The sequence below is a fragment of the Pseudomonas sp. BRM28 genome, assembly GCF_002939405.1.
Lineage (GTDB): Bacteria > Pseudomonadota > Gammaproteobacteria > Pseudomonadales > Pseudomonadaceae > Aquipseudomonas > Aquipseudomonas palmensis.
Window position 1 is genome coordinate 4,934,916 of record NZ_PEFV01000001.1, and the last position, 24,831, is coordinate 4,959,746.

The window sequence follows — 24,831 nt, forward strand, 5'->3', positions numbered from 1 at the left end:
GGCTGAGCGAGTCAGGCCTTGGCCCGTTGTTCCAGCACGTCCACCGCCGGCAGCACCTTGCCCTCGACGAACTCGAGGAATGCACCGCCACCGGTAGAAATGTAGGAGATCTGGCTGGCCACGCCATATTTGTCGATGGCCGCCAGGGTGTCGCCACCGCCGGCGATGGAAAACGCGGCGCTGTCGGCGATGGCCTTGGCCAGGGTCCTGGTGCCGTTGCCGAACTGGTCGAACTCGAACACGCCCACCGGGCCGTTCCACAGGATGGTCTTGGACGACTTCAGCAGCTCGGCGAACTGTTCGGCGGTCTGCGGGCCGATGTCCAGGATCATGTCGTCCTCGGCCACCTCGCCCACCAGCTTGACGGTAGCCGTGGCGCTTTCGGCAAATTCCTTGGCCACCACCACGTCCACCGGCAGCGGCACGTTGACCTTGGCCGCGATGGCCTTGGCGGTGTCGATCAGGTCGGCTTCGTACAGCGACTTGCCCACCGGGTGGCCGGCAGCGGCCAGGAAGGTGTTGGCGATGCCGCCACCGACGATCAGCAGGTCGCACACCTGGCTCAGGCTGTTGAGCACGTCCAGCTTGGTCGATACCTTGGAACCGGCGACGATGGCGGCCATCGGCTTGGCCGGGGCCTTCAGGGCCTTGCCCAGTGCATCCAGTTCGGCGGCCAGCAGCGGACCGGCAGCGGCGACCTTGGCGAACTTGGCCACGCCGTGGGTCGAGCCCTCGGCACGGTGGGCGGTACCGAAGGCGTCCATCACGAACACGTCGCACAGGGCGGCGTATTGCTGGGCCAGTTCGTCGGCGTTCTTTTTCTCGCCCTTGTTGAAGCGCACGTTCTCGAACAGCACGATGTCGCCGGCCTTCACGTCCACGCCGCCCAGGTAGTCGGCCACCAGCGGCACCTCACGGCCCAGCGCCTTGCTCAGGTAGTCGGCCACCGGCTTGAGGCTGTTCTCGGCCGAGAACTCGCCTTCGGTCGGGCGCCCCAGGTGCGAGCAGACCATCACGGCCGCGCCCTTCTCCAGGGCCAGCTTGATGGTCGGCAGCGAGGCCAGGATGCGCGCGTCGCTGCTGACCACACCGTCCTTCACAGGCACGTTGAGGTCTTCGCGGATCAGTACGCGCTTACCTTGCAGATCGAGGTCGGTCATCTTCAAAACGGTCATGAATGCAGTCCTTCAGGGCTGTTTGCGAGTGGTGCTGGTTGAGTCCACGACGCGCAGAAAATGTTCGGCGACGTCGAGCATGCGGTTGGCGAACCCCCATTCGTTGTCGAACCAGGCCAGCAGGTTCACCAGGCGGGGGCCGCAAACGCGGGTCTGGCTGGCATCGACGATGGCCGAATGTGGGTCATGGTTGAAATCACAGCTGGCGTGGGGCAGTTCGGTGTAGGCCAGCAACCCCTTGAGCGGGCCACTCAGGGCCGCTTCACGCAGCACCTGGTTGACTTCGGCCGCGGTGGTATCGCGGGCGGTCTGCAGGGTGATATCCAGGCACGACACGTTCACCGTCGGCACGCGTACCGCTTTGGCCTGGATTCGCCCGGCAAGTTCCGGCAGCAGGCGTTCGATACCCCGCGCGAGCCCGGTGGACACCGGAATCACCGACTGGAACGCCGAACGGGTGCGGCGCAGGTCTTCGTGGTGGTAGGCATCGATCACCGGCTGGTCGTTCATTGCCGAGTGGATGGTGGTGATCTGTACGTACTCGATGCCGAAGGCCTGGTCGAGCACACGCAGCAGCGGCACGCCGCAGTTGGTGGTGCAGGAGGCGTTGGACACCAGCCGTTCGCCGCCTTCAAGGCAATCCTGGTTGATGCCGTAGACAACGGTGGCGTCGACATCCGCCTCGCTGGCCATAGGCTGGGAAAACAGCACCCGTGGTGCGCCGGCGTCGAGGAAACGCTGGCCGTCGGCGCGGGTGTTGTAGGCCCCGGAGCATTCGAGCACCAGGTCGACGTCGAGCGCGGCCCAGTCGATGCCTTCGGGGGTGGCGCTGCGCAGTACTTTGACGCAGTCGCCATTGATATGCAGACAATCGCCGTCGACCCTGACCTCACCGGGAAAGCGCCCGTGGGTGGAGTCGAAGCGTGTCAGGTATTCGAGGCTGGCCTGATCGGCCAGGTCATTCAGTGCAACGATCTCGAAGCCCGCGCTGGCCCCCCGCTCAAAGAGTGCGCGCAGGACGCAACGACCGATGCGGCCGTAGCCGTTGAGTGCAACTTTGTAGGGACGCGGTTGGGGCATGGGATGCTCACGGAACAGAATGTTATCTGCAACCTGCAGGAACCGAGTCGCGGCAATCGCGGGTCAAGCCCGCTCCCACAAGGACACTCGTGATCCCTGTGGGAGCGGGCTTGACCCGCGATGGGTTCAACGCCGCTCCAACTGGTTTTATCAGTCTTCCAGCAGCTCTTCAGCCGTACCCAGGATGTTCTCCAGGGTGAAGCCGAACTCTTCGAACAGTGCCGAAGCCGGCGCCGACTCACCGTAGGTGGTCATGCCGATGACGCGGCCTTCCAGGCCCACGTACTTGTACCAGAAGTCGGCGTGGGCAGCTTCGATGGCAATCCGCGCGCCCACCTGCAGTGGCAGAACCGACTGCTTGTAGCTGGCGTCCTGGGCATCGAACACGCTGGTGCATGGCATCGATACCACGCGCACCTTGCGGCCCTGCTCGGTCAGCTTGTCGAACGCCTGCACCGCCAGGCCCACTTCGGAACCGGTGGCGATCAGGATCAGCTCAGGCTCGCCTGCGCAGTCCTTGAGCACGTAGCCACCACGGCTGATGTCGGCGATCTGGCCGGCGTCGCGGGTTTGGTGCTGCAGGTTCTGACGCGAGAAGATCAGCGCCGAAGGGCCGTCCTTGCGCTCCAGGGCGTGCTTCCAGCTCACGGCCGATTCGACCGCGTCGGCCGGACGCCAGGTGTCCAGGTTCGGCGTGGTGCGCAGGCTGGTCAGCTGCTCGATCGGCTGGTGAGTCGGGCCGTCTTCGCCCAGGCCGATGGAGTCGTGGGTGTAGACGTGGATCACGCGTTGCTTCATCAGGGCCGACATGCGCACGGCATTGCGGGCGTATTCCATGAACATCAGGAAGGTCGCGCCGTAAGGCACCAGGCCGCCGTGCAGGGCAACGCCGTTCATGATGGCGGTCATGCCGAACTCGCGCACGCCGTAGTACATGTAGTTGCCGCTGGCATCTTCGGCGCTGACGCCCTTGCAACCCTTCCACAGGGTCAGGTTGGAGCCGGCGAGGTCCGCCGAGCCACCGAGGAACTCCGGCAGCAGCGGGCCGAAGGCGTTCAGGGTGTTCTGGCTGGCCTTGCGGCTGGCGATGCTTTCGCCCTTGGCGTCCACTTCGGCGATGTAGGCGGCAGCCTTCTCGGCGAAGTCGGCTGGCAGTTCGCCGCTCAGGCGACGCTTGAGTTCGCTGGCCAGCTCAGGGAAGGCTGCGGCGTAGGCAGCAAAGCGCTGGTCCCAGGCGGCTTCGGCGGCGGCGCCAGCCTGCTTGGCATCCCACTCGGCATAGATGTCGGCCGGGATTTCGAACGGGCCGTGGTTCCAGTTCAGGGCCTGGCGGGTCAGGGCGATTTCGGCATCGCCCAGTGGCGCGCCGTGGCAGTCTTCCTTGCCGCCCTTGTTCGGCGAACCGAAGCCGATGGTGGTCTTGCAGCAGATCAGGGTCGGCTGCGCGCTCTTGCGCGCGGTCTCGATGGCGGTCTTGATCTCTTCTGGGTCGTGACCGTCGACATTGCGGATCACCTGCCAGTGGTAGGCTTCGAAACGCTTCGGCGTGTCGTCGGTGAACCAGCCTTCGACTTCGCCGTCGATGGAGATGCCGTTGTCGTCGTAGAAGGCGATCAGCTTGCCCAGGCCCAGGGTACCGGCCAGTGCAGCGACTTCGTGGGAAATACCTTCCATCATGCAGCCATCACCCAGGAACACATAGGTGTGGTGGTCGACGACGTCGTGGCCTGGACGGTTGAACTGGGCGCCCAGCACTTTTTCGGCCAGGGCAAAGCCCACGGCGTTGGCCAGACCCTGGCCCAGCGGGCCGGTGGTGGTCTCGACGCCTGGGGTGTAGCCGAATTCCGGGTGGCCCGGGGTGCGGCTGTGCAGTTGACGGAACGCCTTGAGGTCGTCGATCGACAGGTCGTAGCCGGTCAGGTGCAGCAGCGAGTAGATCAGCATCGAGCCGTGGCCGTTGGACAGCACGAAGCGGTCACGGTCGGCGAAGTGCGGGTTGCTCGGGTTGTGCTTCAAGAAGTCACGCCAAAGAACCTCGGCGATATCCGCCATGCCCATCGGGGCACCGGGATGGCCGCTGTTGGCTTTTTGCACGGCATCCATGCTGAGGGCACGAATGGCGTTGGCACGCTCACGACGGCTGGGCATCGCTTGTCTCCTGGGGGGCTTGAATATTAACGAACGGAAAAAGGCGGCCATTTTCGCCCAGGCACGTGCCCGGGGGCAATCACGGATGGTCGATGAGGGACGTTTTTAGTGCGATTGAGCGACTAATCCCGTGTTGCGCCGACAAAACGGCAGAAATTGTCGCCTGCCATGCCGGGCCGGGCCCGCCCATCGAGCAATATCAAAACTTTTTGATATAGAACTTGCGAGGCCGCTGCACGCTGACTAGACTGCCGCCCATGAACCTTCACGCCCCCTCCATCGACCCCGAGCAAAGCGACGCGCTGGCTGCCCTGTGCAAGGCCGGCGGTGACCCGCTGCGGCTGAACGTGCTGCGCGCGCTGGCCAGCGATTCGTTCGGGGTGCTGGAGCTGGCGCAGATCTTCGCCATCGGCCAGTCGGGCATGAGCCACCATCTCAAGGTACTGGCCCAGGCCGACCTGGTGGCCACCCGGCGCGAAGGCAACGCGATCTTCTATCGCCGCGCACTGCCCGACAGCCAGCGCCTGGGCGGCAAGCTGCACGGGGCGCTGCTGGAGGAGGTCGACGCGCTGGAACTGCCGGCCGAGGTGCAGGCGCGCATCGGCCAGGTGCAGGTGCGCCGGGCCGCCACCAGCCAGGACTTCTTCCTGCGTGTGGAAGAGAAGTTCCGCGCCCAGCAGGACCTGATCGCCGGCCTGGCGCAGTACCGCGAAAGCCTGCTGGCGCTGCTCGACAAGCTCAGCTTCGACCCGCTGGCCAGCGCCCTGGAGGTCGGCCCCGGCGATGGCGAGTTTCTGCCCGAACTGGCGCGGCGCTTCACCCACGTCACCGCCCTGGACAACAGCCCGACCATGCTCGAGCTGGCGCGCCAGGTGTGCCAGCGCGAGCGCCTGGCTAACGTAACCCTGCTGTTGGCCGATGCCCTGCATGCAACGGATGTACAGGCCGACTGCGTGGTGCTGAACATGGTGCTGCACCATTTCAGCGAGCCTGCCCAGGCCCTCGGGCACCTGGCCAAGCGTGTCAGACCAGGCGGAAGCCTGTTGGTAACAGAACTGTGCAGCCACGACCAGAGCTGGGCGCGCCAGGCGTGCGGCGATCTCTGGCTGGGCTTTGAACAGGATGATTTGGCCCGTTGGGCCAGCGCCGCGGGGCTGGTTCCCGAGGACAGCCTCTATGTGGGCTTACGTAATGGTTTCCAGATTCAGGTTCGCCACTTTCAGCGACCACCTGGCGACACTCACCATCGGTAAATTTTAGGAACCCGTCGAGATGAGCGAATACTCCCTTTTCACCTCCGAGTCCGTGTCTGAAGGGCATCCGGATAAAATCGCCGACCAGATTTCGGATGCGGTGCTCGACGCCATCATCGCCGAAGACAAGTTCGCCCGCGTGGCGTGCGAGACCCTGGTGAAAACCGGTGTGGCCATCATCGCCGGCGAAGTGACCACTTCGGCCTGGGTCGACCTCGAAGACATCGTGCGCAACGTGATCGTCGACATCGGCTACAACAGCTCCGACGTCGGTTTCGACGGCGCCACCTGCGCGGTGATGAACATCATCGGCAAGCAGTCGGTAGACATCGCCCAGGGCGTTGACCGCAGCAAGCCTGAAGACCAGGGCGCGGGCGACCAGGGCCTGATGTTCGGCTACGCCAGCAACGAAACCCCGGAGCTGATGCCAGCCCCGATCAGCTTCTCGCACCAGCTGGTGCAGCGTCAGGCCGAAGCGCGCAAGTCCGGCCTGCTGCCGTGGCTGCGCCCGGACGCCAAGTCCCAGGTCACCTGCCGCTACGAAGGCGGCAAGGTGGTGGGCATCGACGCCATCGTGCTGTCGACCCAGCACAACCCGGACGTGTCCTACGCCGACCTGCGCGAAGGCGTGATGGAGCTGATCGTCAAGCACGTGCTGCCGGCCGAGCTGCTGCACAAGGACACCCAGTTTCACATCAACCCCACCGGCAACTTCATCATCGGTGGCCCGGTGGGCGACTGCGGCCTGACCGGCCGCAAGATCATCGTCGACACCTACGGCGGCATGGCCCGCCACGGGGGGGGCGCTTTCTCCGGCAAGGACCCGTCCAAGGTTGACCGTTCGGCCGCCTACGCCGGTCGCTACGTGGCCAAGAACATCGTTGCCGCTGGCCTGGCCGAGCGCTGCGAAATCCAGGTGTCGTACGCCATCGGCGTGGCCCAGCCGACCTCGATCTCGCTGAACACCTTCGGCACCGGCAAGGTTGCCGACGAGAAGATCATCCAGATCGTGCGCGAGTGTTTCGACCTGCGTCCGTATGCGATCACCACCATGCTCGACCTGCTGCACCCGATGTACCAGGAAACCGCGGCCTACGGTCACTTCGGCCGCACCCCGCAGGTCAAGACCGTGGGCGACGACACCTTCACCACGTTCACCTGGGAACGCACCGACCGTGTCGACGCGCTGCGCGCGGCCGCCGGGCTGTAAGCAACACCCGGTACAAGCAACACCCGGTAAACAAGAGCCCCTGCCAGGCGACTGGCAGGGGCTTTTTCTTGCCTAGGCTTGAAGTTCCACCCGCCGAGCAAGGACGCTCGCCATGCCCTTCAAGCTGTTGTCCGGCCTGCTGTTCGCCAGCACGCTCGCCTGTACCCCAACCACCGCCCTCGCCCGGCCCTGCCCCGACTGGCCACCGGCAGTGGCGCAAAGCGAACTCAAGCAGCTGGGCGAGCGCCTGGCCGACTGGGACGATCATTACCATCGCCTGGGCGTCGCGTTGATCAGCGACGAGCTCTACGACCAGAGCCGGGCGCGCCTGCAACACTTGCAAGCCTGCTTCCCCGGCACCGGTGCACCCCCGGCAGACCCGCTCGGAACCGCCACCGGCCCGTTGCGCCACCCCATCCCCCACACCGGCCTGAACAAGTTGCCCGACGAAGCCGCCGTGCGCGCCTGGATGCACGGCAAGCAGGACCTCTGGGTACAACCCAAGGTGGATGGCGTGGCCGCCACGCTGGTCTATGCAAAGGGCCGGCTGGTGCGCCTGATCAGCCGCGGCGACGGCGCCTACGGGCATGACTGGAGCCGCCACCTGCCGGCACTGGGCGCCCTCCCCCACACGTTGCCCGAACCTCTGGACCTGATACTGCAAGGCGAGCTGTTCTGGCGCCTGGACGGGCATGTGCAGGCCGCAGCGGGCAGCCGGAATGCCCGCGGCAACGTCGCCGGGTTGCTGGCGCGCAAGCAGCTCACCCCCGCGCAGGGCGCGGTGGTCGAGCTGTTCGCCTGGGCCTGGCCGCAGGGCCCCCTGGACCAGCGCGAGCGCCTGGCACGCCTGAGCGCCCTGGGCTTTGCCTACAGCGAGGCGTTCAGCCAGCCGGTGCAGACCTTCGACCAGGCCGCCCACTGGCGCCAGCACTGGTACCGCACGCCACTGCCATTCGCCAGCGACGGTGTGGTGCTGCGCCAGGGCCGGCGTCCGCCCGGCGAGCGCTGGCAGGCCCGGGCGCCGTACTGGATAGCGGCATGGAAATACCCCTTCGCCCAGGTACTGGCCGAGGTGCGACGCGTGCAGTTCAATGTGGGGCGCACCGGTCGCATCACCCCGGTGCTGCAACTGGCACCGGTGCAGCTGGATGACCGCACGGTGCGCCAGGTCAGCGTGGGCTCGCTAAGACGCTGGCAGCAACTGGACATTCGCCCGGGCGATCAGGTGGCGATCAGCCTGGCAGGCCTGACCATTCCCCGTCTGGACGGCGTGGTGCACCGCGCCCTCGAACGGCGTGAGATGAAGGTACCGGCAGCCGATGCGTTTCATCCGTTGAGCTGCTGGGAGCTGAGCGCCGGGTGTCGTCAGCAGTTCCTGGCCAGGTTGCAATGGCTGGGCGGCAAGCAGGGCCTGGCACTCCCAGGTGCCGGGCCGGCCAGCTGGGAGCGCCTGGTCGACGCCGGCCAGTTGCGCACACTGGCCGATGTGCTGGAACTGCCCGCCGAACATCCGTTGTACCCCGCCCTCGAACAGGCCCGTCAGCGACCCTTTGCCACCTGGGCGCGAGCCCTGGGTATGCCGGCCCCGCGTGCGTTGGCAGCGGGGGACACCTGGGCCGCACTGGCTGCCCGCGATGCGGCGCAATGGCAGGCCGAGCCCGGCGTGGGTGCCCACCGTGCCGGCCAGTTGCTGGCCTTTTTCGCTCACCCGCAGGTGCAGGCCCTGGCGGCGCGGTTACGTGAACATACAATCGAGGGTTTCTAAATTTGTCGGATCAGGGCAGCATCATGGGTTTCTGCCAAGCCCGCGACCACGGAGCCACTATGAAACTGCTTTCCCCGCTTGCCCTGTTCGCCGCCTGCTCGTTGCTCGCCACTTCGCTGATGGCTGCCGAGGAACAACCCGGCCTGACCGGCTGCGCTGCCAAGAAGCAGGCGATCAGCGAACAGATCGAACAGGCCCGCGCCCACGGCAACAGCGCCCAGCAGGCCGGCCTCGAGAAGGCCCTGAGCGAAGTGACCGAGCACTGCACCGATGCCGGCCTGAAGAAACAGCGTGAACAGAAGGTGCTGGATGCCCGTCATGAAGTGACGCAGCGCACCAAGGACCTGGACAAGGCCATGAAGAAAGGCGACGCCGACAAGATCAACAAGCGCAAGGACAAACTGGCCGAGTCGAAGAAGGAACTGCAACAGGCACTGGATGAGCTGGAGAAGTAGTCCGCGTTGAACCCTTCGCCGGCAAGGCCGGCTCCTACGTACAGCGCGCCAACTGTAGGAGCCGGCCCTGCGGCGAAAAGGCCGGCCAGCTCACCCCATCAATGATTGCGAAACTCGGTATGACAGGCCTTGCACGCCGCTTCCACCTTGCCCATCGGGGCCGCGACCGCCGCAGGCTCCAATGGCTGAGTACGGGTCTGGGCGACCAGCTCGCCGGTCACCTGCTCCATCTGCCGCGCCAGCTCCTGGAAGCGCGCCTGCTTTTGCCACACATCGGGCGTGGCGCTGCTGTCCTCCTCGCGCACCTGCGGGAAATGCTGCCACGGCTGGTGCGACAACGCGTCGAGCTTCACCGCACCATCGGCAAATTTCTGCCCGTCGAACGCCAGCCGGCCACGCAGCATGCCGCCGAGGTCTTCGCTGGTCTTGAGCATCTGCTTGAAAATCGCCTTGCGCTGGCCCAACGGCGAGTTGGGGTCGACACCGCCACAGGCGCTCAGGGCCAGGCAGGCCACCAGGATCACAGTCATTCGCTTGAACATCATGCTTGGCTCGGCACACGGAAAAAGGCGGCCAGTATCCCCGCCTTGCCGGCAAACACCAATACCCCTACCAAAAACAAGGGTTGCCTGGCCGCCCTGAACGCCAGGCACACCGTAGAGGACTACCCCGCATGAAAACCGCCCTGAGCCGCCTTGGCCTGACCGCCGCGTTGCTGGCCCTGCTGGTCGGCTGCAACGGCAGCGCCCCGGATAAATCCGCACCGCATCCGCTCGCCACCTACAGCCCCGCCACCTGGAAAGACCTGCCCAAGGTCTCCGACAGCGACCTGCTGGCCGGCTTCAATGCCTGGCGCAGCGCGTGCGAGCGCCTCAAGAACGATCCGGTCTGGGCCACCCCCTGCGCTGCTGCGGTGCAGGTGCCCGACGACGCCACCCAGGTGCGTGGCTTCTTGCAGACGCAGCTCGAGGTGTACGGCCTGCGCTCGGCCGAAAACAACGCCAACGGCCTGATCACCGGCTACTACGAACCGGTGTACCCCGGCAGCATGACCCGTACCGCCACGGCCAACGTGCCGGTGTATGGCATCCCCGATGACCTGGTGGTGGTGGCGCTCGACAGCATCTACCCCGAACTCAAGGGCAAGCGCCTGCGCGGTCGCCTGGACGGGCGCGTGCTCAAGCCCTACGACACCGCCGGGGTGATCCAGCAGCAAGGCGTCAAGGCGCCGGTGCTGGCCTGGCTGACCGACCCGATGGACCTGCAGTTTCTGCAGATCCAGGGCTCCGGGCGCATCCAGCTCGAAAGTGGGCAGCAGCTGCGCGTGGGCTATGCCGACCAGAACGGCCACCCGTATCGCCCGGTGGGCCGCTGGCTGGTCGAGCAGGGCCAGCTCAAGAAGGAAGACGTGACCATGGGCAGCATCCACGCCTGGGCCCAGGCCAACCCGAGCCGCGTGCCCGAGCTGCTGGCCAGCAACCCCAGCTATGTGTTCTTCAGTACTCGCCCGGACAGCAACGAAGGCCCGCGCGGTTCGCTGAACGTGCCGCTGACCGCCGGCTACAGCGTGGCCATCGACCGCAAGGTGATCCCGCTGGGCAGCCTGCTGTGGCTGTCGACCACCCGCCCGGACGGCGCGCCGGTGGTACGCCCGGTGGCCGCGCAGGACACCGGCGGGGCCATCACCGGCGAAGTGCGCGCCGATCTGTTCTGGGGTACCGGCAGCGAGGCCGGCGCTCTGGCCGGGGACATGAAGCAGCAGGGTCAGATCTGGCTGCTGTGGCCCAAGGGCGCGGCACTGCCGGTGGTGCCGCAGGTGGAAGGCAAGTAGCTCAGGCCGAGACCACGAAGAAGCTGACGATCAGGCCGATGCCCGCGAACCACACCGCCGAGCGCAGCGCGGCCCAGTCGGCCAGGTAACAGATGATGTAGAGCAGGCGGCTGGTGATGTAGAGCACCGCCAGCACGTCCTGGGTGACCTGCTCGGCATTGCCGACGATGTCGGCGATCACCACCGCCGCGACGAACGCCGGAATCGACTCGAAACTGTTGAGCTGCGCAGCATGGGCGCGGCGCGGCAGGCCTTCGAGCTTGTCCAGAAAACCGCGCGGGTCATGGTTCTGTCGCAGGCTGAAGCGACCACTGCCGAACTTGGCGATGCTGGTGCACACGAACGGCAGCAGCAACGCGATCAATACACACCAGAAAGCGACGGTCATGGCAGGGGTCCTTGTTGTTGGGGTCAGAGTTTCATGATCAGCATGCCGATCAGTACCAGTGCACAAGCTAAGAGCCTCGGCCCGCCGAAAGGTTCTTTGAGGTAGCGCATGCCCATCAGCACCACCAGGATCACGCTCACCTCGCGCAGCGCCGCAGCCTCGGCCACCGAGCCCAGTTGCATGGCCCACAGTACCAGCGCGTAGCTGGACAGCACGCACAACCCCACGGCCAGGCCCAGCTTCCACTGGCTGCGCCAGAACTGCACAAACGGCGCGCGCCGGGCCACCGTCGCCAGCAACGGGAACGGCCAGGCGCTGATCAGCGTCAGCCACACCAGGTAGTCCAGCGGCTGCGACCACAGCCGGATCGCGCTGCCGTCGAGCCAGGTGTAGCAGCCGATGCACAGGCCGATCAGCGCCACCACCGGCAGCATCGACCAGGGCAGACGTTCGCCGCCACCGCCCTGCCACAGCAGGCAGGCCATGCCGCACGGGATCAGCAGAATGCCGAAGATCTGCTGGGTGCTCAGCGTCTCGCCGGCAAAGGTCAGGGTCAGCGCCAGCACCACCAGCGGCGACAACCCGCGCATCAGGGGGTAGACCAGGCCCAGGTCGCCGACCCGGTAGGCCTTGATCAGCAGGTAGCGGTACAACAGCTCGAACGCCGCCGAGGCCAGCATCCACGGCCAGATCTCGGGCGGCGGTACCTGCACGAACGCCACCATCGCCAGGGCGAACAGCAGCGCCACCACGTCCATGCTGGCAATCACCAGCAGACGCTCGCCGCTGAACTTGATCAGGGTGTTCCAGGTGGCATGCAGCAGGGCGGCGATCAGCACCAGCGAAGTGGCGAGCACGGTTGAGTTCCTGGGTAGTGCACGGCTGCGCAGTTTCAACCAGGCGCAACAAAACAGCCAGCCTGCGGTCAACGTTGATCGAAAAAGTGTGTCCTGAACCTCGCGCCGGCGCATCCAAGCCCTGCCCGAGCCATTCGGGCACTGACTTGGAAGCCATTACAGGACCTAGGATGCTTGAGCTAGTTGCCGCGTTTATTTGCCTCACCACCCTCCTCACCTATGTGAACTACCGCTTTATCGGCCTGCCGCCGACCATTGGCGTGATGGTCACTGCACTGCTGTTTTCCCTGATCCTCCAGGGCCTGAGCGTCATCGGCTACCCGGGCCTGGAAGAACGGGTGCAGGGCCTGATGAGCCAGATCGACTTCAACGACCTGCTGATGCACTGGATGCTGGCGTTCCTGCTGTTCGCCGGCGCGCTGCACGTGAACCTGGCCGACCTGCGCGACTACCGCTGGCCGATCGGCCTCCTGGCCACCGTCGGCGTGCTGATCGCCACGGTGGTGATCGGCTACCTGGCGCACTGGATCTTCGCCCTGTTCGGCTGGCACGTGAACCTGCTGTACTGCCTGCTGTTCGGCGCACTGATCTCGCCCACCGACCCGATCGCGGTGCTCGGCGCCCTGCGTACCGCCAATGCGTCCAAGCCGCTGAAGACCACCATCGTCGGCGAGTCGCTGTTCAACGACGGCACCGCGGTCGTGGTGTTCACCGTGCTGCTGGGCATCGCACAACTGGGCGAGACCCCGAGCGTGAGCGACACCGCGATCCTGTTCGCCCGCGAGGCCATCGGCGGCGCGCTGTTCGGCGCGGTGATCGGCTACGTCACCTACCGCATGATCAAGAGCATCGAGCAGTACCAGGTGGAGGTCATGCTGACCCTGGCGCTGGTGATCGGCGGCTCGGCCGCAGCCTACGAACTGCACGTCTCGGCGCCCATCGCGATGGTGGTAGCGGGCCTGATCATCGGCAACCTGGGTCGCAACCTGGCTATGAACGACATGACCCGGCGCTACATGGACGGCTTCTGGGAACTGATCGACGACATGCTCAACGCGCTGCTGTTCGCGCTGATCGGCCTGGAGCTGTTGCTGCTGCCGTTCTCGTGGATGCACCTGGCTGCGGCCGGGGTGCTGGCAGTGGCGATCCTGCTGTCGCGCCTGCTGACCGTGGCGCCGGCGATCGTCATGCTGCGCCGCTGGAGAACGGTGCCGCGCGGCACCATCCGCGTGCTCACCTGGGGCGGCCTGCGCGGCGGTGTGTCCGTGGCCCTGGCGCTGTCGCTGCCATCGGGCCCCGAACGTGACCTGCTGCTGAGCATCACCTACATCGTGGTGCTGTCGTCGATCCTGCTGCAGGGCCTGAGCATCGGTCGCGTGGTGCGCGGGGTTACCGAGCAGCCTTGACCGGCGAGGGGCTGCCCAGCAGCCCCAGCAGATGCCGCATCGCCACTGGCCGGCGCGGCGTCGAGCCGTGCAGCACCACCAGTGCCCGCGCGTGGCGCGGGTCATCGCCCAGCGGCCAGGCACAGATGCCCTCATGGGGCATGCCGGCCCATTGCGGCACCAACGATACCCCCATGCCCTGGGCCACCAGCATCACGATGGTTTCCAGCGCATCCAGCTCGCACAGCAACTGCGGCGTTATCAATTGCTCATCCAGGTAGCGCTGGGCGATCTGCCCGCCCCACGACTGTGCGTCATAGCGAATGAACGGGTGCTCGCGCAGCAACGTATCGGGGGTCAGCGCGGCCTGTGCAGCCGGCGCGATCAGAATCAGCGGCTCGACCTTGAGCACCTGCAGCGCCAGTGCCTTGGGCAGCGTGAAGGGCGGGCGCACCAGAATCGCGGCATCCAGTTCGCCGCCGAGCACCTTCTCGTACAGGCTGCGCGAATCACCCGGGGTGATCTGCAGCTTGAGCCCCGGCGCCGATCGCGCCAGACGCTCGATAAGCCCCGGCAATACCCCGGTCAACGCCGTCGACACCGCGCCCACCCTGACGTCCCCCGTCAACCCGTCATGGCTCAGGTCGTGCTGCAGTTCACGCGCCTGCTCGATGATCGCCTGGATCCTGGGCAACAGCAGCAGGCACTGGTCCGAGGGGCGGATGGCATGCGCAGTACGCAGCAGCAAGGTGCAGCCCAGTGTGCGTTCCAGCGCCTGCACGCGCTGGCTGATCGCCGCTGCCGTGCGGTTCTCGCGACGCGCGGCCGCGGCAATCGAGCCGGTTTCCACCACTGCCACCAGGCTTTTCAGAAAGCGCACATCCATAAGTTTTTCTTTCGCTCAGAGCAAGGCAAAGCCGTTTTACCCCGTCACACGGCCTACTTACCCTCAACGCTCAACCACACGGGGGATACGCCATGAACAGACCCTTTCACGCTGCATACCACGTTTGCGACCTGGAACAGGCGCGTATTTTTTATCGAGATGTTCTGGGCTGCACCGAAGGGCGCAGCACCGCGACCTGGGTCGACTTCGACTTCTTCGGCAACCAGCTCTCGTTGCACCTGGGCACCCCGTTCGCCACCACCCGTACCGGGCAGGTTGGCGAGCACAAGGTACTGATGCCGCATATCGGCGTGGTACTGCCACTGGACGAGTGGATGACCCTGGCCGTGCGCCTCACCCGGCGTGGCCTGGCATTCGAGATCCCGCCGGTGGTGCGCTTTGTGGGCGAGCCGGGCGAACAACGCACGATGTTCTTCCTCGACCCCAGCGGCAATCCGATCGAGGTCAAGGGCTTCAAGGATTTCGCCGGCCTGTTCGCGCAGTAACGCACCCTTCGCACTCCCCACAACCACAACAACAAGGGGCACCCCATGGGCATTCGCACACCTTCCAGCCTGGTCACGCGCATCATGATCGGCCTGGTCGCCGGCGTGATCGTCGGCATCCTTCTCAACCAGTTCCCCGAGCACAAGGCCTGGTTCATCGACAACCTGCTGCAGCCGGCCGGCGACCTGTTCATCAAGCTGATGAAGATGATCGTGGTACCGCTGGTGTTCGCCTGCATGACCGTCGGCATCGCCGGCGCCGGCAGCACGCGCGCCCTGGGCCGGGTCGGGATGAAGACGTTCGTGTACTTCTTCACCATCACCAGCATCGCGATCCTGTTCGGGCTGGTGGTCGGCAACGTGTTCCAGCCCGGCGCCGGCGCGGACTTCAGCAGCACGCTGCAGGCACCGGTCACCACGCTGGCATCCAGCACCGAAACGCAGAACCTGGGGCGCACCCTGGTGGCCATCGTGCCGGACAACATCGTGCTGGCCATGGCCGAGGGCAAGCTGCTGTCGGTGCTGTTCTTCGCCATCCTGTTCGGCTGCGCCCTGTCGATGCTGCCCCAGCAGCAGAAGGCACCGTTGATCAGCGTGATGCAGGGCGTATCGGACACCATGTTCAAGGTCACCCACCTGGTGATGCACTACTCACCCATCGGCATCTTCGGGCTGATCGGCGTCACCGTTGCCAGCTTCGGCCTGAGCGCACTGCTGCCACTGGCCAAGCTGATCGGCATTACCTACGTGGCGGTGCTGCTGTTTGCGCTGTGCGTGCTGGGGGCGGTGGCCAGGCTGGCGGGGGTGCGGTTCTTCCACCTGTTGCGCGAGATACGCAGCGAGTTGCTGCTGGCCTACAGCAGCGCCGCCTCGGCCACGGTGATGCCGCAACTGATCGAGAAGATGGAGCGCTACGGCGCGCCACGCCCGATCACCAGCATGGTCATTCCGTTGGGGTATTCATTCAACCTCGATGGTGCGTCGCTGTTCGCAGCGCTTGGCACGCTGTTCATCGCCCAGGCCTATGGCATCGACCTGGGCCTGGCTGACCAGGCGATGCTGGTGCTGATCATGGTGCTGACCTCCAAGGGTGCGGCGGGGGTGCCGGGCTTCATGTTCATCATCCTCACCGCCACGCTGACCGCGGCAGGGCTGCCGGTCGAGGGCGTGGCGATCATCGCCGGGGTGTATCGGCTGATGGACATGCCGGTCACTGCACTCAACGTGCTGGGTAACGCGCTGGCGCCACTGGTGATCGCACGCTGGGAGGGCCAGCTCAAGGCACCTGGCCAAACCGCCCCCGCCAGCCCCGCTGCCCCTGACTTGAAGCTTGAAGCTTGAACTGTGCAGCTACCGCCGTCATTCCACCGAGGTATCGAACTGATCCTTGATGAACTTGATCTCGGTACGCCCATGGGGTGCCGGCAAGCCGTCCTCACCCAGGTTGACGAAGACCATCTTGTCGACGGTGAGGATGCTCTTGCGGGTGATCTTGTTGCGCACTTCGCATTTGAGGGTGATGGAGGTGCGGCCGAATTCGGTGGCGGTGATGCCCAGCTCGATGATGTCGCCCTGGCGCGAGGCGCTGACGAAGTTGATCTCCGAGATGTACTTGGTCACCACACGCTGGTTGCCCAGTTGCACGATCGCGTAGATCGCCGCCTCTTCGTCGATCCAGCGCAACAGGCTGCCACCGAACAGGGTGCCGTTGGGGTTGAGGTCTTCGGGTTTTACCCATTTGCGGGTGTGAAAGTTCATGCGTACTCCTGACCGTCTTGCCAATCGATGCCGACAATGATGGCAGAGCCTGCCGGCGGCCTCCATTGAACATCGACTATCGTCTCGATTAATTGACAGAAAGCCTTGGGCCGATGCGCGGGCGCAGCTATAATCGCCAACGCTTCACAGACGGTCATCACCACTCGATGCCGTTCCCGCCACCTGTCCGAGGGGCGCTGCAGCAGGTTCTCCTGTCAGGCTCGGATGGGGCGTTGCCTGCACGGGGTTCCCCGCACGGGCACTAAACGCACAACGGCGCCCATTCGCACACTACGAATGGAGGCTCTTGATGAGCGCTGTAAACACGCCTGCAGATTTTACCGACTACAAAGTCGCCGACATGTCCCTGGCTGCCTGGGGCCGCCGCGAAACCATCATCGCCGAGTCCGAAATGCCGGCCCTGATGGGTCTGCGCCGCAAGTACGCCGCTGAACAGCCGCTCAAGGGTGCAAAAATCCTCGGCTGCATCCACATGACCATCCAGACCGCCGTGCTGATCGAAACCCTGGTCGCGCTGGGCGCCGAAGTGCGCTGGTCGTCGTGCAACATCTTCTCCACCCAGGATCAGGCCGCTGCCTCCATTGCCGCCGCCGGCATCCCGGTATTCGCCTGGAAGGGCGAGACCGAGCAGGAATACGAGTGGTGCCTGGAGCAGACCATCCTCAAGGATGGCGCGCCATGGGATGCCAACATGATCCTCGACGACGGCGGCGACCTCACCGAGCTGCTGCACAAGAAGTACCCGCAGGTACTGGACCGCGTTCACGGCGTGACCGAAGAGACCACCACCGGTGTGCACCGTCTGCTCGACATGCTGGCCAAGGGCGAGCTGAAGATCCCGGCGATCAACGTCAACGACTCGGTCACCAAGAGCAAGAACGACAACAAGTACGGCTGCCGTCACAGCCTCAACGACGCCATCAAGCGCGGCACCGACCACCTGCTGTCGGGCAAGCAGGCGCTGGTGATCGGCTACGGTGACGTGGGCAAGGGTTCGGCCCAGTCGCTGCGTCAGGAAGGCATGATCGTCAAGGTCTCGGAAGTCGACCCGATCTGCGCCATGCAAGCCTGCATGGACGGCTTCGAGCTGGTTTCGCCGTTCATCGACGGTATCAACAACGGCACCGAAGCCAGCGTCGACAAGGCCCTGCTGGGCAAGATCGACCTGATCGTGACCACCACCGGTAACGTCAACGTGTGCGATGCCAACATGCTCAAGGCCCTGAAAAAGCGCGCCGTGGTATGCAACATCGGTCACTTCGACAACGAAATCGACACCGCCTTCATGCGCAAGAACTGGGCATGGGAAGAGGTCAAGCCACAGGTTCACAAGATCCACCGTACCGGCCCTGGCGATTTCGACGCGCAGAACGACGACTACCTGATCCTGCTGGCCGAAGGCCGCCTGGTGAACCTGGGCAACGCCACTGGCCACCCGAGCCGCATCATGGACGGTTCGTTCGCCAACCAGGTACTGGCACAGATCTTCCTGTTCGGCCAGAAGTACGCCGACCTGTCGCCGGCCCAGAAAGCCGAGCGCCTGACCGTTGAAGTACTGCCGAAAAAACTCGACGAAGAAGTGGCCCTGGAAATGGTCCGCGGTTTCGGCGGCGTGGTAACCCAACTGACCAAACAGCAGGCCGACTACATCGGCGTGACTGTTGAAGGCCCGTTCAAACCAGACGCCTACCGCTACTGATGGGCCAAAGCCGGTGACGCTGCCACAGCGTCACCGGCTTTTTTCTGTGGCCAGCCTCACGGCTGGCCAGCACGATCGGTTTACCAGGATTTCGCCATGTCTCAGGAACGCCGTTACAGCTTCGAGTTCTTCCCGACCAAGACCGACGCTGGACATGAAAAACTGCTCGCCACGGCTCGCACCCTGGCCAGCTACAACCCGGACTTCTTCTCCTGCACCTATGGTGCCGGTGGCTCGACCCGCGACCGCACGCTCAACACCGTGCTGCAGCTCGAAAGCGAAGTGAAGGTACCGGCCGCGCCGCACCTGTCGTGCGTGGGCGACAGCAAGGACGACCTGCGCAGCCTGCTGGCCCAGTACAAGGCCGCCGGCATCAAGCGTATCGTGGCCCTGCGCGGCGACCTGCCGTCGGGCATGGGCATGGCCAGTGGCGAGCTGCGCTACGCCAACGAGCTGGTCGAATTCATTCGCCAGGAAAGCGGTGATCACTTTCACATCGAAGTGGCCGCCTACCCGGAAATGCACCCCCAGGCCCGTCACTTCGAAGACGACCTGATCAATTTCGTGCGCAAGGCCAAGGCCGGCGCCGACAGCGCCATCACCCAGTACTTCTTCAACGCCGACTGCTACTTCCACTTCGTCGAGCGCGTGCAGAAGCTGGGCGTGGACATCCCGGTGGTACCCGGCATCATGCCGATCACCAACTACAGCAAGCTGGCGCGCTTCTCCGATGCGTGCGGCGCCGAGATCCCGCGCTGGGTCCGCAAGCAGCTGGAAGCCTATGGCGACGATGTGCAAAGCATCCAGGCCTTCGGCGAACAGGTCATCACCGAAATGTGCGAAAAACTGCTGCAAGGCGGCGCACCGGGGCTGCACTTCTATACCCTGAACCAGGCCGAACCCAGCCTGGCAGTGTGGAACAACCTCAAGCTGCCACGCTGATTACTGTCAAACACGGTAATAAATAGTTGCGAAAACGGTAAGGGCTTTAGCGTACGCTAAGGCCCTTTCCATTTTCCCTTACAGATACGGATCTTCGCGTTTCTATGCCCCTCGCTTCCCCTTCCGCACGTCCCCAACTGATCTATCTTGTCTTCGGTGCCCAGACTTACCATCAGGAAGCGCAGTTCAGCATCTCCAGCGCCTTGGCCAACCTGCACAAGACGCCGGGGGAACCCCTCGATATCCAGGTGTTCAGCGACGACCCGCACCCCTATCGCCACTTGCCGGTAACGGTGCATGCACTCGATGCCGACACCCGCAAGGCATGGAGCGAGCCGCACGGTTATCACTTTCGCACCAAGCACGTGCTGCTGCGCCAGGTGCTGCAGGACCACGAAAACGCCCTGCTGATCGACACCGACACGTTTTTCCATCAGTCACCCATCGAGCTGTTCCGGCGCATGCAGCCCGGCACGCTGCTGTGCAATGCGGTCGGCGGCAAATACGGCGTAAATCAGCAATGCGCACTGTACCAAAACCTTGCAGGCCCACTGCAGGCACGCGGCCTGGCCGAAGACGGCATGCCATTGCTCAATTCGGGCGTCATCGGCCTGTATCGGCAGGACGCGGGCCTGCTCGACCAGTCCATTGCCTTGATGGACGAGTTCTATCCGCTGGCCCCGCGCGCCTATACCCTCGAAGAGTTCTGCCTGGCGGTCGCCGCCCATGACACCTTGAACGTGCAGGAATGCCCCGACCTGATCCACCACTACTGGAGCCGCAAGCAACTGTTCCGAGCCAAGATCCAGGCCTGGCTGAACAAGCACGGTAGCGACCCGCTCTCGACACAGGCCATGGCCGATATCGCCCAGGTCAACACACAGCTGCCACGCCCGCCGCTGCTGCAACGCCTGCACTGCAAGCTGCTGGGGCTGTTGCTGCCGGCAAGGCAACGTCAGTTCATGCGTGAACTGGCCTACGGCTGTCATCCCTATGCCAACGAATTCGATCGCGCCTGCGCCCAGGCCTGGTGGGAAAAAGCCCTGGAGAACGTCGAGAGGCGCCAGGGCAAGCCCGCCTGCGCCAACCAGCTCGGGCAGTGGTTCAGGCATCCAGGCATGCGCCTGGCCCTGGGTCGTCAGCTGCCGATCGTGAAAGCTCACCTGGAGCAGCGCCGCGAGGGCTGAAGCCTGGGCGCGCTGGCCATTCTCGAGCAGCCATCGTACTCTCCAGCCATGCCCGATCTTTACCGACTGTTCGCCGCCCTGTTTCTCGCCTGCCTGAGTACCCTGGCTCATGGCGAGAGGCTGCGCATCGTCACCGACCCCTGGCCGCCCTATGTGTACCAGGAAAACGGAGAGGCCAAGGGCATCGACTACGAGGTCACCGCCGAGGTGTTCAAGCGCCTGGGCATCGAGGTGCAATGGCAGTTCCTGCCATGGAAGCGCTGCCTGGCGATGGTCGAACAGGGGCTGGCCGACGGCGTGCTCGACATCTTCAAGACCGAGCAGCGCGACGCCCAGCTGTTCTACCCCAGCGAACCGCTGTCGCACGTGGAGTTCGTGCTGTTCCAGGCCAACGCCCGGCCCCACGCCATCAGGCACCTGGAAGACCTCAAGGGGCTGACCGTGGGCACCGCGCCCGGCTATACCTACGGCCCGGCGTTTGCCGATTCACCCGACTTCAAGCGCGAGCCGGCACCTACCCTGGAAGCCAACCTGGGCAAGCTGCAACTGGGGCGCATCGACCTGCTGGTCACCGATCGCCGGGTTGGCCGGCATGTGATCAAGAGCCTGGGCCTGGAGCAACAGGTCAGCGAACTGGGGCTGGTGATCGACCGCCAGCCCCAGTTCCTGGCAGTACGCCGCAATGCCGGCATGGACCTGCTGGCGCAACGCTTCGCCGCCGAGCTGCGCCGCTTCAAGCAGGAGCCGGCCTATGCCGAGCTGAACGCACGCTACGCAGGCGCCGAGGTGAATATTCCGCAAACCGTTGAGCAGCAGGAACGCAGCACGCACTGATTGCTCTGTTATACTCCGCCAACCCCGCCAGGCTTACGCCCGGACGCTCGGCCTTGCAAAAGGCATCCCGATCGGCAGGACAGCGCGCCCAGAGCCCGCCCGCCGCCCCCCGGATGCGCATTGAAGGCCCAGCAGGACCGGACGCGATAGCATCACCTGATGCCCGTCGCGCCAGGCACGAACTTCCCATAGGGCTTAGCCCCCACTAGAACAGGATTACTCATGTCCTTTGCTTCCCTCGGTCTCTCCGAGGCTCTAGTCCGCGCTATCGAGGCAGCGGGCTATACCCAGCCTACGCCGGTGCAACAGCGGGCCATTCCCGCCGTGTTGCAAGGTCGCGACCTGATGGTCGCGGCGCAGACAGGTACTGGTAAAACCGGTGGCTTTGCACTGCCGATTCTCGAACGCCTGTTTCCAGGTGGCCACCCCGACAAGTCCCAGCGCCATGGCCCACGCCAGCCGCGGGTACTGGTGCTGACCCCCACCCGCGAACTCGCCGCCCAGGTCCACGACAGCTTCAAGATCTACGCCCGCGACCTCAAGTTCGTCAGCGCCTGCATCTTCGGCGGTGTCGGCATGAACCCGCAGGTGCAGGCCATGTCCCGCGGCGTCGACGTGCTGGTGGCCTGCCCCGGCCGTCTGCTGGACCTCGCCGGCCAGGGCAGCGTCGACCTGAGCCACGTTGAGATCCTGGTGCTCGACGAAGCCGACCGCATGCTCGACATGGGCTTCATCCATGACGTGAAGAAGGTCCTCGCACGCTTGCCTGCCAAGCGCCAGAACCTGCTGTTCTCGGCGACCTTCTCAAAAGACATCACCAACCTGGCCGACAAGCTGCTGCACAACCCCGAGCGCATCGAGGTCACGCCGCCCAACACCACGGTCGAGCGTATCGAGCAGCGTGTGTACCGTCTGCCCGCCAGCCACAAGCGTGCCCTGCTGGCCCACCTGATCACCCAGGGTGCCTGGGAGCAGGTGCTGGTCTTCACACGTACCAAGCACGGCGCCAACCGCCTGGCCGAGTACCTCGAGAAGCACGGCCTGACTGCCGCGGCGATTCACGGCAACAAGAGCCAGAATGCGCGCACCAAGGCCCTGGCCGACTTCAAGGCCGGCACCGTGCGCATCATGGTCGCCACCGACATCGCCGCCCGCGGCCTGGACATCGACCAGTTGCCCCACGTGGTCAACTTCGAGCTGCCCAACGTCGAGGAAGACTACGTGCACCGTATCGGCCGTACCGGCCGTGCGGGCCGTTCCGGCGAGGCCATCTCGCTGGTGGCGCCGGACGAAGAGAAGCTGCTCAAGAGCATCGAGCGCGTCACCCGCCAGAAAATCCAGGACGGCGACCTGATGGGCTTCGATGCCTCGACGGTCGAAGCCGAAAAACCCGAAGCCCGTGAACGTCCGCAGATGAACCCGCGCGGTGGCCGTGGCCAGCGTGCCGACGGCAGCAATGCCGGCGGGCGCAAGGACAAGGGCAAGGACAAAGGCCAGGAAAAGGATAAGCCCGCAGGCGACAGAGCCACTGAGAAGGCCGCCGGCGGGCGCCAAGAGCGCAAGCCCCGTGACAACAGCAAAACCCGCCAGGCACCCTCGGGTCAGGCAGCAGTAGTTCCGAAAATCCCGGCCGACCGTGACCCTGAAGCCTTCCTGGACGACGAAGTGGACAACTTCGGCAACCGTGCCGACTACGTCAGCCCGTACCAGAACAAGGGCGGGCAGGGCCGCAACCGTCGCCCGGGCGCACCGGCAGCCGCCGGTACCGGCACCGGAGCACCCCGCGGTGGCCAGCCACGCAGCAACACCGGTGGTGGTGCACGTAGCGGTGGCGCCGGCAGCAATGGCGAGAAGCGCGGTGGTGCACGCAGCGGTGGCGGTGGTCGCGATGGCCAGGCGCGTCGCGACGGCAGCAACAACCGCAACCGCCGCCCGGCCCGTGACGATCAGTCGTCGCAGGAACCGGCAGTGCGCAACCCGCGTGACGGCCAGTCGCAGCCCAAGATCGTGCACAAGGAATCCAAGATCGACCGGTTCCCGACCGCCGAACAGCTCGAGCAACTGCCAAGCCGCCCACGTGGCGAGAAGCCTGCGCTGCTGACGCGCAACCGCTGATCCCGCCACTGCGCACACAAAAACGCCGCCCCTAGGGGCGGCGTTCTTGTTTACAGGCCAGGCAATTACTTCTGCTTGACGCCTTCCAGCGAGATGTCCAGCTGGGCGGTCTGTGCCACGTCGCCAGGCAGCTTGATGCCGAAGTCTTTCAGGTCCAGTGTGGTGGTAGCGTTGAAACCGGCGCGCTCGCCGCCCCATGGGTCCTTGCCTTCACCGTTGAAGGTGGCCTTGAAGGTCACTGGCTTGGTCACGCCGTGGAAGGTCAGGTCGCCGGTCACGTCGGCAGTCTTGTCGCCAGTGGGCTTGACGGCGGTGGAGACGAACTTGGCGTCGGCGAATTTCGAAACGTCCAGGAAGTCCTTGCTGGCGATGTGCTTGTCACGCTCGGCGTGGTTGGACCACAGGCTGGCGGTCTTCACGTCTACCGAGATCTTGCTGTCCTGCGGCTTGGCGGAATCCCAGCTGAAGGTACCGTCCCAGTCCTTGAAGGTGCCGTGGATGAAGCTGTAGCCCAGGTGGCTGACTTTCCAGTCGATGAAGGCGTGCTGGCCTTCCTTGTCGATCTTGTAGTCGGCAGCCATGGCCTGGCCAGCGGTGAACAGGGCGGTACCGAGCGCCAGAGCGGCAAAAGTCTTTTTCAACATTACTTCTATTCCTTTGGAGTTGAGGTTGAACATCAAGCTTTGCGGCCCAGCATGCGGGTGAGGGTCGCGTCACGGTCGATAAAGTGGTGCTTGAGGGCGGCCAGGCCATGCAGGCCGGCGAAGATCACCAACCCCCAGGCCAGGTAGAAGTGGATTTCCCCGGCGACATCCGCCTGGTTGGGCAGGTCGCTGACCAGTGCCGGCACCTCGAACAGGCCGAACACCGGGATGCCCACGCCGTCTGCGGTGGAGATCAGGTAGCCGGTGATCATCACCCCGAACAGGCCCACGTACAGCAGGCCGTGGCCGGCCTTGGCGGCGAAGCGGGTAAGCGGGCCGTGGTTGGCCGGGGCCGGTGGTGGCGGGCTGATGAAGCGCCACAGCACGCGACCGAGCATGATCGCCAGCAGGGTCAGGCCGATACTCTTGTGCAGGTCGGGTGCCGTTTTGCGCCACGCACTGTAGTAGTCCAGGCCGACCATCCAAAGCCCCAGGCCGAACAGGCCGAAGACCGCCAGGGCCACGCCCCAGTGCAGGACGATACTGACCACGCCATAGCGAGAAGGAGAATTGCGCAGTTGCATTGCCGTGTTTCCCTGTAAGAACTGTGCCCAAGACTAACCGGTTATCTATCGAATTAAAGCGGAAAATTTCGCTTTGAACGATCGAGAAACATGATCTTTAGTGTGAGA

Annotated in this window: 23 protein-coding genes and 1 riboswitch; of the genes, 13 read left to right on the top strand and 10 right to left on the bottom strand. The window is 64.8% G+C overall.

What is annotated here, in order from left to right; all coding sequences use genetic code 11:
- Window positions 1–11: 11 nt before the first annotated feature.
- The 3 genes from CR917_RS22800 to tkt all read right to left on the bottom strand — a co-directional run bounded on the left by CR917_RS22800 (window position 12) and on the right by tkt (window position 4,403).
- A complete protein-coding gene (locus CR917_RS22800; protein ID WP_043863598.1) occupies window positions 12–1,175 on the bottom strand; it encodes a phosphoglycerate kinase in 1,164 nt (387 codons plus the stop codon).
- Window positions 1,176–1,187: 12 nt separating this feature from the next.
- Window positions 1,188–2,255, bottom strand: a complete 1,068-nt coding sequence (gene epd, locus CR917_RS22805; protein WP_043863599.1) for an erythrose-4-phosphate dehydrogenase — start codon at window positions 2,253–2,255, stop codon at window positions 1,188–1,190.
- 150 nt (window positions 2,256–2,405) lie between these two features.
- The gene (tkt, locus tag CR917_RS22810) at window positions 2,406–4,403 is read right to left on the bottom strand and encodes a transketolase (RefSeq protein WP_043863600.1); all 1,998 of its coding nucleotides are present in this window, start codon (window positions 4,401–4,403) and stop codon (window positions 2,406–2,408) included.
- A gap of 257 nt (window positions 4,404–4,660) precedes the next feature.
- On the opposite strand from tkt, the gene CR917_RS22815 reads away from it, so the two are divergent.
- The 4 genes from CR917_RS22815 (at window position 4,661) to CR917_RS22830 (ending at window position 9,086) form a co-directional block, all read left to right on the top strand.
- The gene (locus CR917_RS22815) at window positions 4,661–5,656 is read left to right on the top strand and encodes a metalloregulator ArsR/SmtB family transcription factor (protein ID WP_043863601.1); all 996 of its coding nucleotides are present in this window, start codon (window positions 4,661–4,663) and stop codon (window positions 5,654–5,656) included.
- Between the two features lie 19 nt (window positions 5,657–5,675).
- Complete coding sequence (metK, locus tag CR917_RS22820) at window positions 5,676–6,866, top strand: methionine adenosyltransferase (RefSeq protein ID WP_043863602.1); 1,191 nt, start codon at window positions 5,676–5,678, stop codon at window positions 6,864–6,866.
- 112 nt (window positions 6,867–6,978) lie between these two features.
- A complete protein-coding gene (gene ligB, locus CR917_RS22825) occupies window positions 6,979–8,631 on the top strand; it encodes an NAD-dependent DNA ligase LigB (RefSeq protein WP_104573009.1) in 1,653 nt (550 codons plus the stop codon).
- A 59-nt stretch (window positions 8,632–8,690) separates the two neighbouring features.
- Window positions 8,691–9,086, top strand: coding sequence for a DUF1090 domain-containing protein (locus CR917_RS22830; protein WP_043863604.1), 396 nt, complete (start codon window positions 8,691–8,693; stop codon window positions 9,084–9,086).
- 98 nt (window positions 9,087–9,184) lie between these two features.
- Here the strand turns inward: CR917_RS22830 and CR917_RS22835 are convergent, their stop codons facing one another.
- Window positions 9,185–9,628, bottom strand: coding sequence for a cytochrome c (locus CR917_RS22835; RefSeq protein ID WP_173925103.1), 444 nt, complete (start codon window positions 9,626–9,628; stop codon window positions 9,185–9,187).
- Window positions 9,629–9,759: 131 nt separating this feature from the next.
- Between CR917_RS22835 and CR917_RS22840 the strand changes: the two genes are divergently transcribed.
- The gene (locus CR917_RS22840; RefSeq protein ID WP_054915759.1) at window positions 9,760–10,917 is read left to right on the top strand and encodes a murein transglycosylase A; all 1,158 of its coding nucleotides are present in this window, start codon (window positions 9,760–9,762) and stop codon (window positions 10,915–10,917) included.
- A gap of 1 nt (window position 10,918) precedes the next feature.
- On the opposite strand, the gene CR917_RS22845 is transcribed toward CR917_RS22840, so the two are convergent.
- Together CR917_RS22845 and CR917_RS22850 are read right to left on the bottom strand one after the other, a co-directional pair.
- The gene (locus CR917_RS22845) at window positions 10,919–11,305 is read right to left on the bottom strand and encodes an MAPEG family protein (RefSeq protein ID WP_104573010.1); all 387 of its coding nucleotides are present in this window, start codon (window positions 11,303–11,305) and stop codon (window positions 10,919–10,921) included.
- A gap of 23 nt (window positions 11,306–11,328) precedes the next feature.
- Window positions 11,329–12,162, bottom strand: coding sequence for a DMT family transporter (locus tag CR917_RS22850; RefSeq protein WP_104573011.1), 834 nt, complete (start codon window positions 12,160–12,162; stop codon window positions 11,329–11,331).
- Window positions 12,163–12,332: 170 nt separating this feature from the next.
- Between CR917_RS22850 and CR917_RS22855 the strand changes: the two genes are divergently transcribed.
- Complete coding sequence (locus CR917_RS22855; protein WP_043863609.1) at window positions 12,333–13,568, top strand: sodium:proton antiporter; 1,236 nt, start codon at window positions 12,333–12,335, stop codon at window positions 13,566–13,568.
- Here CR917_RS22855 and CR917_RS22860 read toward each other — a convergent pair.
- On the bottom strand, window positions 13,552–14,433 hold the full coding sequence (locus CR917_RS22860) for a LysR family transcriptional regulator (RefSeq protein ID WP_104573012.1): 882 nt from the start codon (window positions 14,431–14,433) through the stop codon (window positions 13,552–13,554). The genes CR917_RS22855 and CR917_RS22860 overlap by 17 nt on opposite strands.
- Window positions 14,434–14,525: 92 nt before the next feature.
- Between CR917_RS22860 and CR917_RS22865 the strand changes: the two genes are divergently transcribed.
- Complete coding sequence (locus CR917_RS22865; RefSeq protein ID WP_043863611.1) at window positions 14,526–14,939, top strand: VOC family protein; 414 nt, start codon at window positions 14,526–14,528, stop codon at window positions 14,937–14,939.
- A 45-nt stretch (window positions 14,940–14,984) separates the two neighbouring features.
- Window positions 14,985–16,280: a cation:dicarboxylate symporter family transporter gene (locus CR917_RS22870; protein WP_235593722.1), complete on the top strand. Its 1,296-nt coding sequence runs from the start codon at window positions 14,985–14,987 to the stop codon at window positions 16,278–16,280.
- 18 nt (window positions 16,281–16,298) lie between these two features.
- Here the strand turns inward: CR917_RS22870 and CR917_RS22875 are convergent, their stop codons facing one another.
- Window positions 16,299–16,697: an acyl-CoA thioesterase gene (locus CR917_RS22875; protein WP_043863612.1), complete on the bottom strand. Its 399-nt coding sequence runs from the start codon at window positions 16,695–16,697 to the stop codon at window positions 16,299–16,301.
- 183 nt (window positions 16,698–16,880) lie between these two features.
- A riboswitch (S-adenosyl-L-homocysteine riboswitch) is annotated at window positions 16,881–16,986 on the top strand.
- A gap of 21 nt (window positions 16,987–17,007) precedes the next feature.
- Between CR917_RS22875 and ahcY the strand changes: the two genes are divergently transcribed.
- The 5 genes from ahcY to CR917_RS22900 all read left to right on the top strand — a co-directional run bounded on the left by ahcY (window position 17,008) and on the right by CR917_RS22900 (window position 23,495).
- Window positions 17,008–18,417, top strand: a complete 1,410-nt coding sequence (gene ahcY / locus CR917_RS22880; protein ID WP_054915763.1) for an adenosylhomocysteinase — start codon at window positions 17,008–17,010, stop codon at window positions 18,415–18,417.
- A gap of 96 nt (window positions 18,418–18,513) precedes the next feature.
- On the top strand, window positions 18,514–19,359 hold the full coding sequence (metF, locus tag CR917_RS22885) for a methylenetetrahydrofolate reductase [NAD(P)H] (protein ID WP_043863614.1): 846 nt from the start codon (window positions 18,514–18,516) through the stop codon (window positions 19,357–19,359).
- Window positions 19,360–19,463: 104 nt separating this feature from the next.
- Window positions 19,464–20,546, top strand: a complete 1,083-nt coding sequence (locus tag CR917_RS22890) for a hypothetical protein (RefSeq protein WP_078479850.1) — start codon at window positions 19,464–19,466, stop codon at window positions 20,544–20,546.
- A 48-nt stretch (window positions 20,547–20,594) separates the two neighbouring features.
- On the top strand, window positions 20,595–21,380 hold the full coding sequence (locus CR917_RS22895) for an ABC transporter substrate-binding protein (RefSeq protein WP_043863615.1): 786 nt from the start codon (window positions 20,595–20,597) through the stop codon (window positions 21,378–21,380).
- A gap of 222 nt (window positions 21,381–21,602) precedes the next feature.
- Complete coding sequence (locus CR917_RS22900) at window positions 21,603–23,495, top strand: DEAD/DEAH box helicase (RefSeq protein ID WP_043863616.1); 1,893 nt, start codon at window positions 21,603–21,605, stop codon at window positions 23,493–23,495.
- Window positions 23,496–23,560: 65 nt separating this feature from the next.
- Here the strand turns inward: CR917_RS22900 and CR917_RS22905 are convergent, their stop codons facing one another.
- On the bottom strand, window positions 23,561–24,139 hold the full coding sequence (locus tag CR917_RS22905) for a YceI family protein (RefSeq protein ID WP_043863617.1): 579 nt from the start codon (window positions 24,137–24,139) through the stop codon (window positions 23,561–23,563).
- Between the two features lie 32 nt (window positions 24,140–24,171).
- On the bottom strand, window positions 24,172–24,723 hold the full coding sequence (locus CR917_RS22910) for a cytochrome b (RefSeq protein ID WP_043863618.1): 552 nt from the start codon (window positions 24,721–24,723) through the stop codon (window positions 24,172–24,174).
- Window positions 24,724–24,831: the final 108 nt, after the last annotated feature.

Coding starts and splice junctions, on each gene's coding strand:
- ahcY (WP_054915763.1), top strand. CDS start 17,008: ATGAGCGCTGTAAACACGCCTGCAGATTTTACCGACTACAAAGTCGCC.
- CR917_RS22855 (WP_043863609.1), top strand. CDS start 12,333: ATGCTTGAGCTAGTTGCCGCGTTTATTTGCCTCACCACCCTCCTCACC.
- CR917_RS22870 (WP_235593722.1), top strand. CDS start 14,985: ATGGGCATTCGCACACCTTCCAGCCTGGTCACGCGCATCATGATCGGC.
- CR917_RS22835 (WP_173925103.1), bottom strand. CDS start 9,628: ATGTTCAAGCGAATGACTGTGATCCTGGTGGCCTGCCTGGCCCTGAGC.
- CR917_RS22800 (WP_043863598.1), bottom strand. CDS start 1,175: ATGACCGTTTTGAAGATGACCGACCTCGATCTGCAAGGTAAGCGCGTA.
- CR917_RS22895 (WP_043863615.1), top strand. CDS start 20,595: ATGCCCGATCTTTACCGACTGTTCGCCGCCCTGTTTCTCGCCTGCCTG.
- CR917_RS22845 (WP_104573010.1), bottom strand. CDS start 11,305: ATGACCGTCGCTTTCTGGTGTGTATTGATCGCGTTGCTGCTGCCGTTC.
- tkt (WP_043863600.1), bottom strand. CDS start 4,403: ATGCCCAGCCGTCGTGAGCGTGCCAACGCCATTCGTGCCCTCAGCATG.
- CR917_RS22865 (WP_043863611.1), top strand. CDS start 14,526: ATGAACAGACCCTTTCACGCTGCATACCACGTTTGCGACCTGGAACAG.
- metF (WP_043863614.1), top strand. CDS start 18,514: ATGTCTCAGGAACGCCGTTACAGCTTCGAGTTCTTCCCGACCAAGACC.
- epd (WP_043863599.1), bottom strand. CDS start 2,255: ATGCCCCAACCGCGTCCCTACAAAGTTGCACTCAACGGCTACGGCCGC.
- ligB (WP_104573009.1), top strand. CDS start 6,979: ATGCCCTTCAAGCTGTTGTCCGGCCTGCTGTTCGCCAGCACGCTCGCC.
- CR917_RS22840 (WP_054915759.1), top strand. CDS start 9,760: ATGAAAACCGCCCTGAGCCGCCTTGGCCTGACCGCCGCGTTGCTGGCC.
- CR917_RS22910 (WP_043863618.1), bottom strand. CDS start 24,723: ATGCAACTGCGCAATTCTCCTTCTCGCTATGGCGTGGTCAGTATCGTC.
- CR917_RS22875 (WP_043863612.1), bottom strand. CDS start 16,697: ATGAACTTTCACACCCGCAAATGGGTAAAACCCGAAGACCTCAACCCC.
- CR917_RS22900 (WP_043863616.1), top strand. CDS start 21,603: ATGTCCTTTGCTTCCCTCGGTCTCTCCGAGGCTCTAGTCCGCGCTATC.
- CR917_RS22905 (WP_043863617.1), bottom strand. CDS start 24,139: ATGTTGAAAAAGACTTTTGCCGCTCTGGCGCTCGGTACCGCCCTGTTC.
- metK (WP_043863602.1), top strand. CDS start 5,676: ATGAGCGAATACTCCCTTTTCACCTCCGAGTCCGTGTCTGAAGGGCAT.
- CR917_RS22860 (WP_104573012.1), bottom strand. CDS start 14,433: ATGGATGTGCGCTTTCTGAAAAGCCTGGTGGCAGTGGTGGAAACCGGC.
- CR917_RS22830 (WP_043863604.1), top strand. CDS start 8,691: ATGAAACTGCTTTCCCCGCTTGCCCTGTTCGCCGCCTGCTCGTTGCTC.
- CR917_RS22815 (WP_043863601.1), top strand. CDS start 4,661: ATGAACCTTCACGCCCCCTCCATCGACCCCGAGCAAAGCGACGCGCTG.
- CR917_RS22890 (WP_078479850.1), top strand. CDS start 19,464: ATGCCCCTCGCTTCCCCTTCCGCACGTCCCCAACTGATCTATCTTGTC.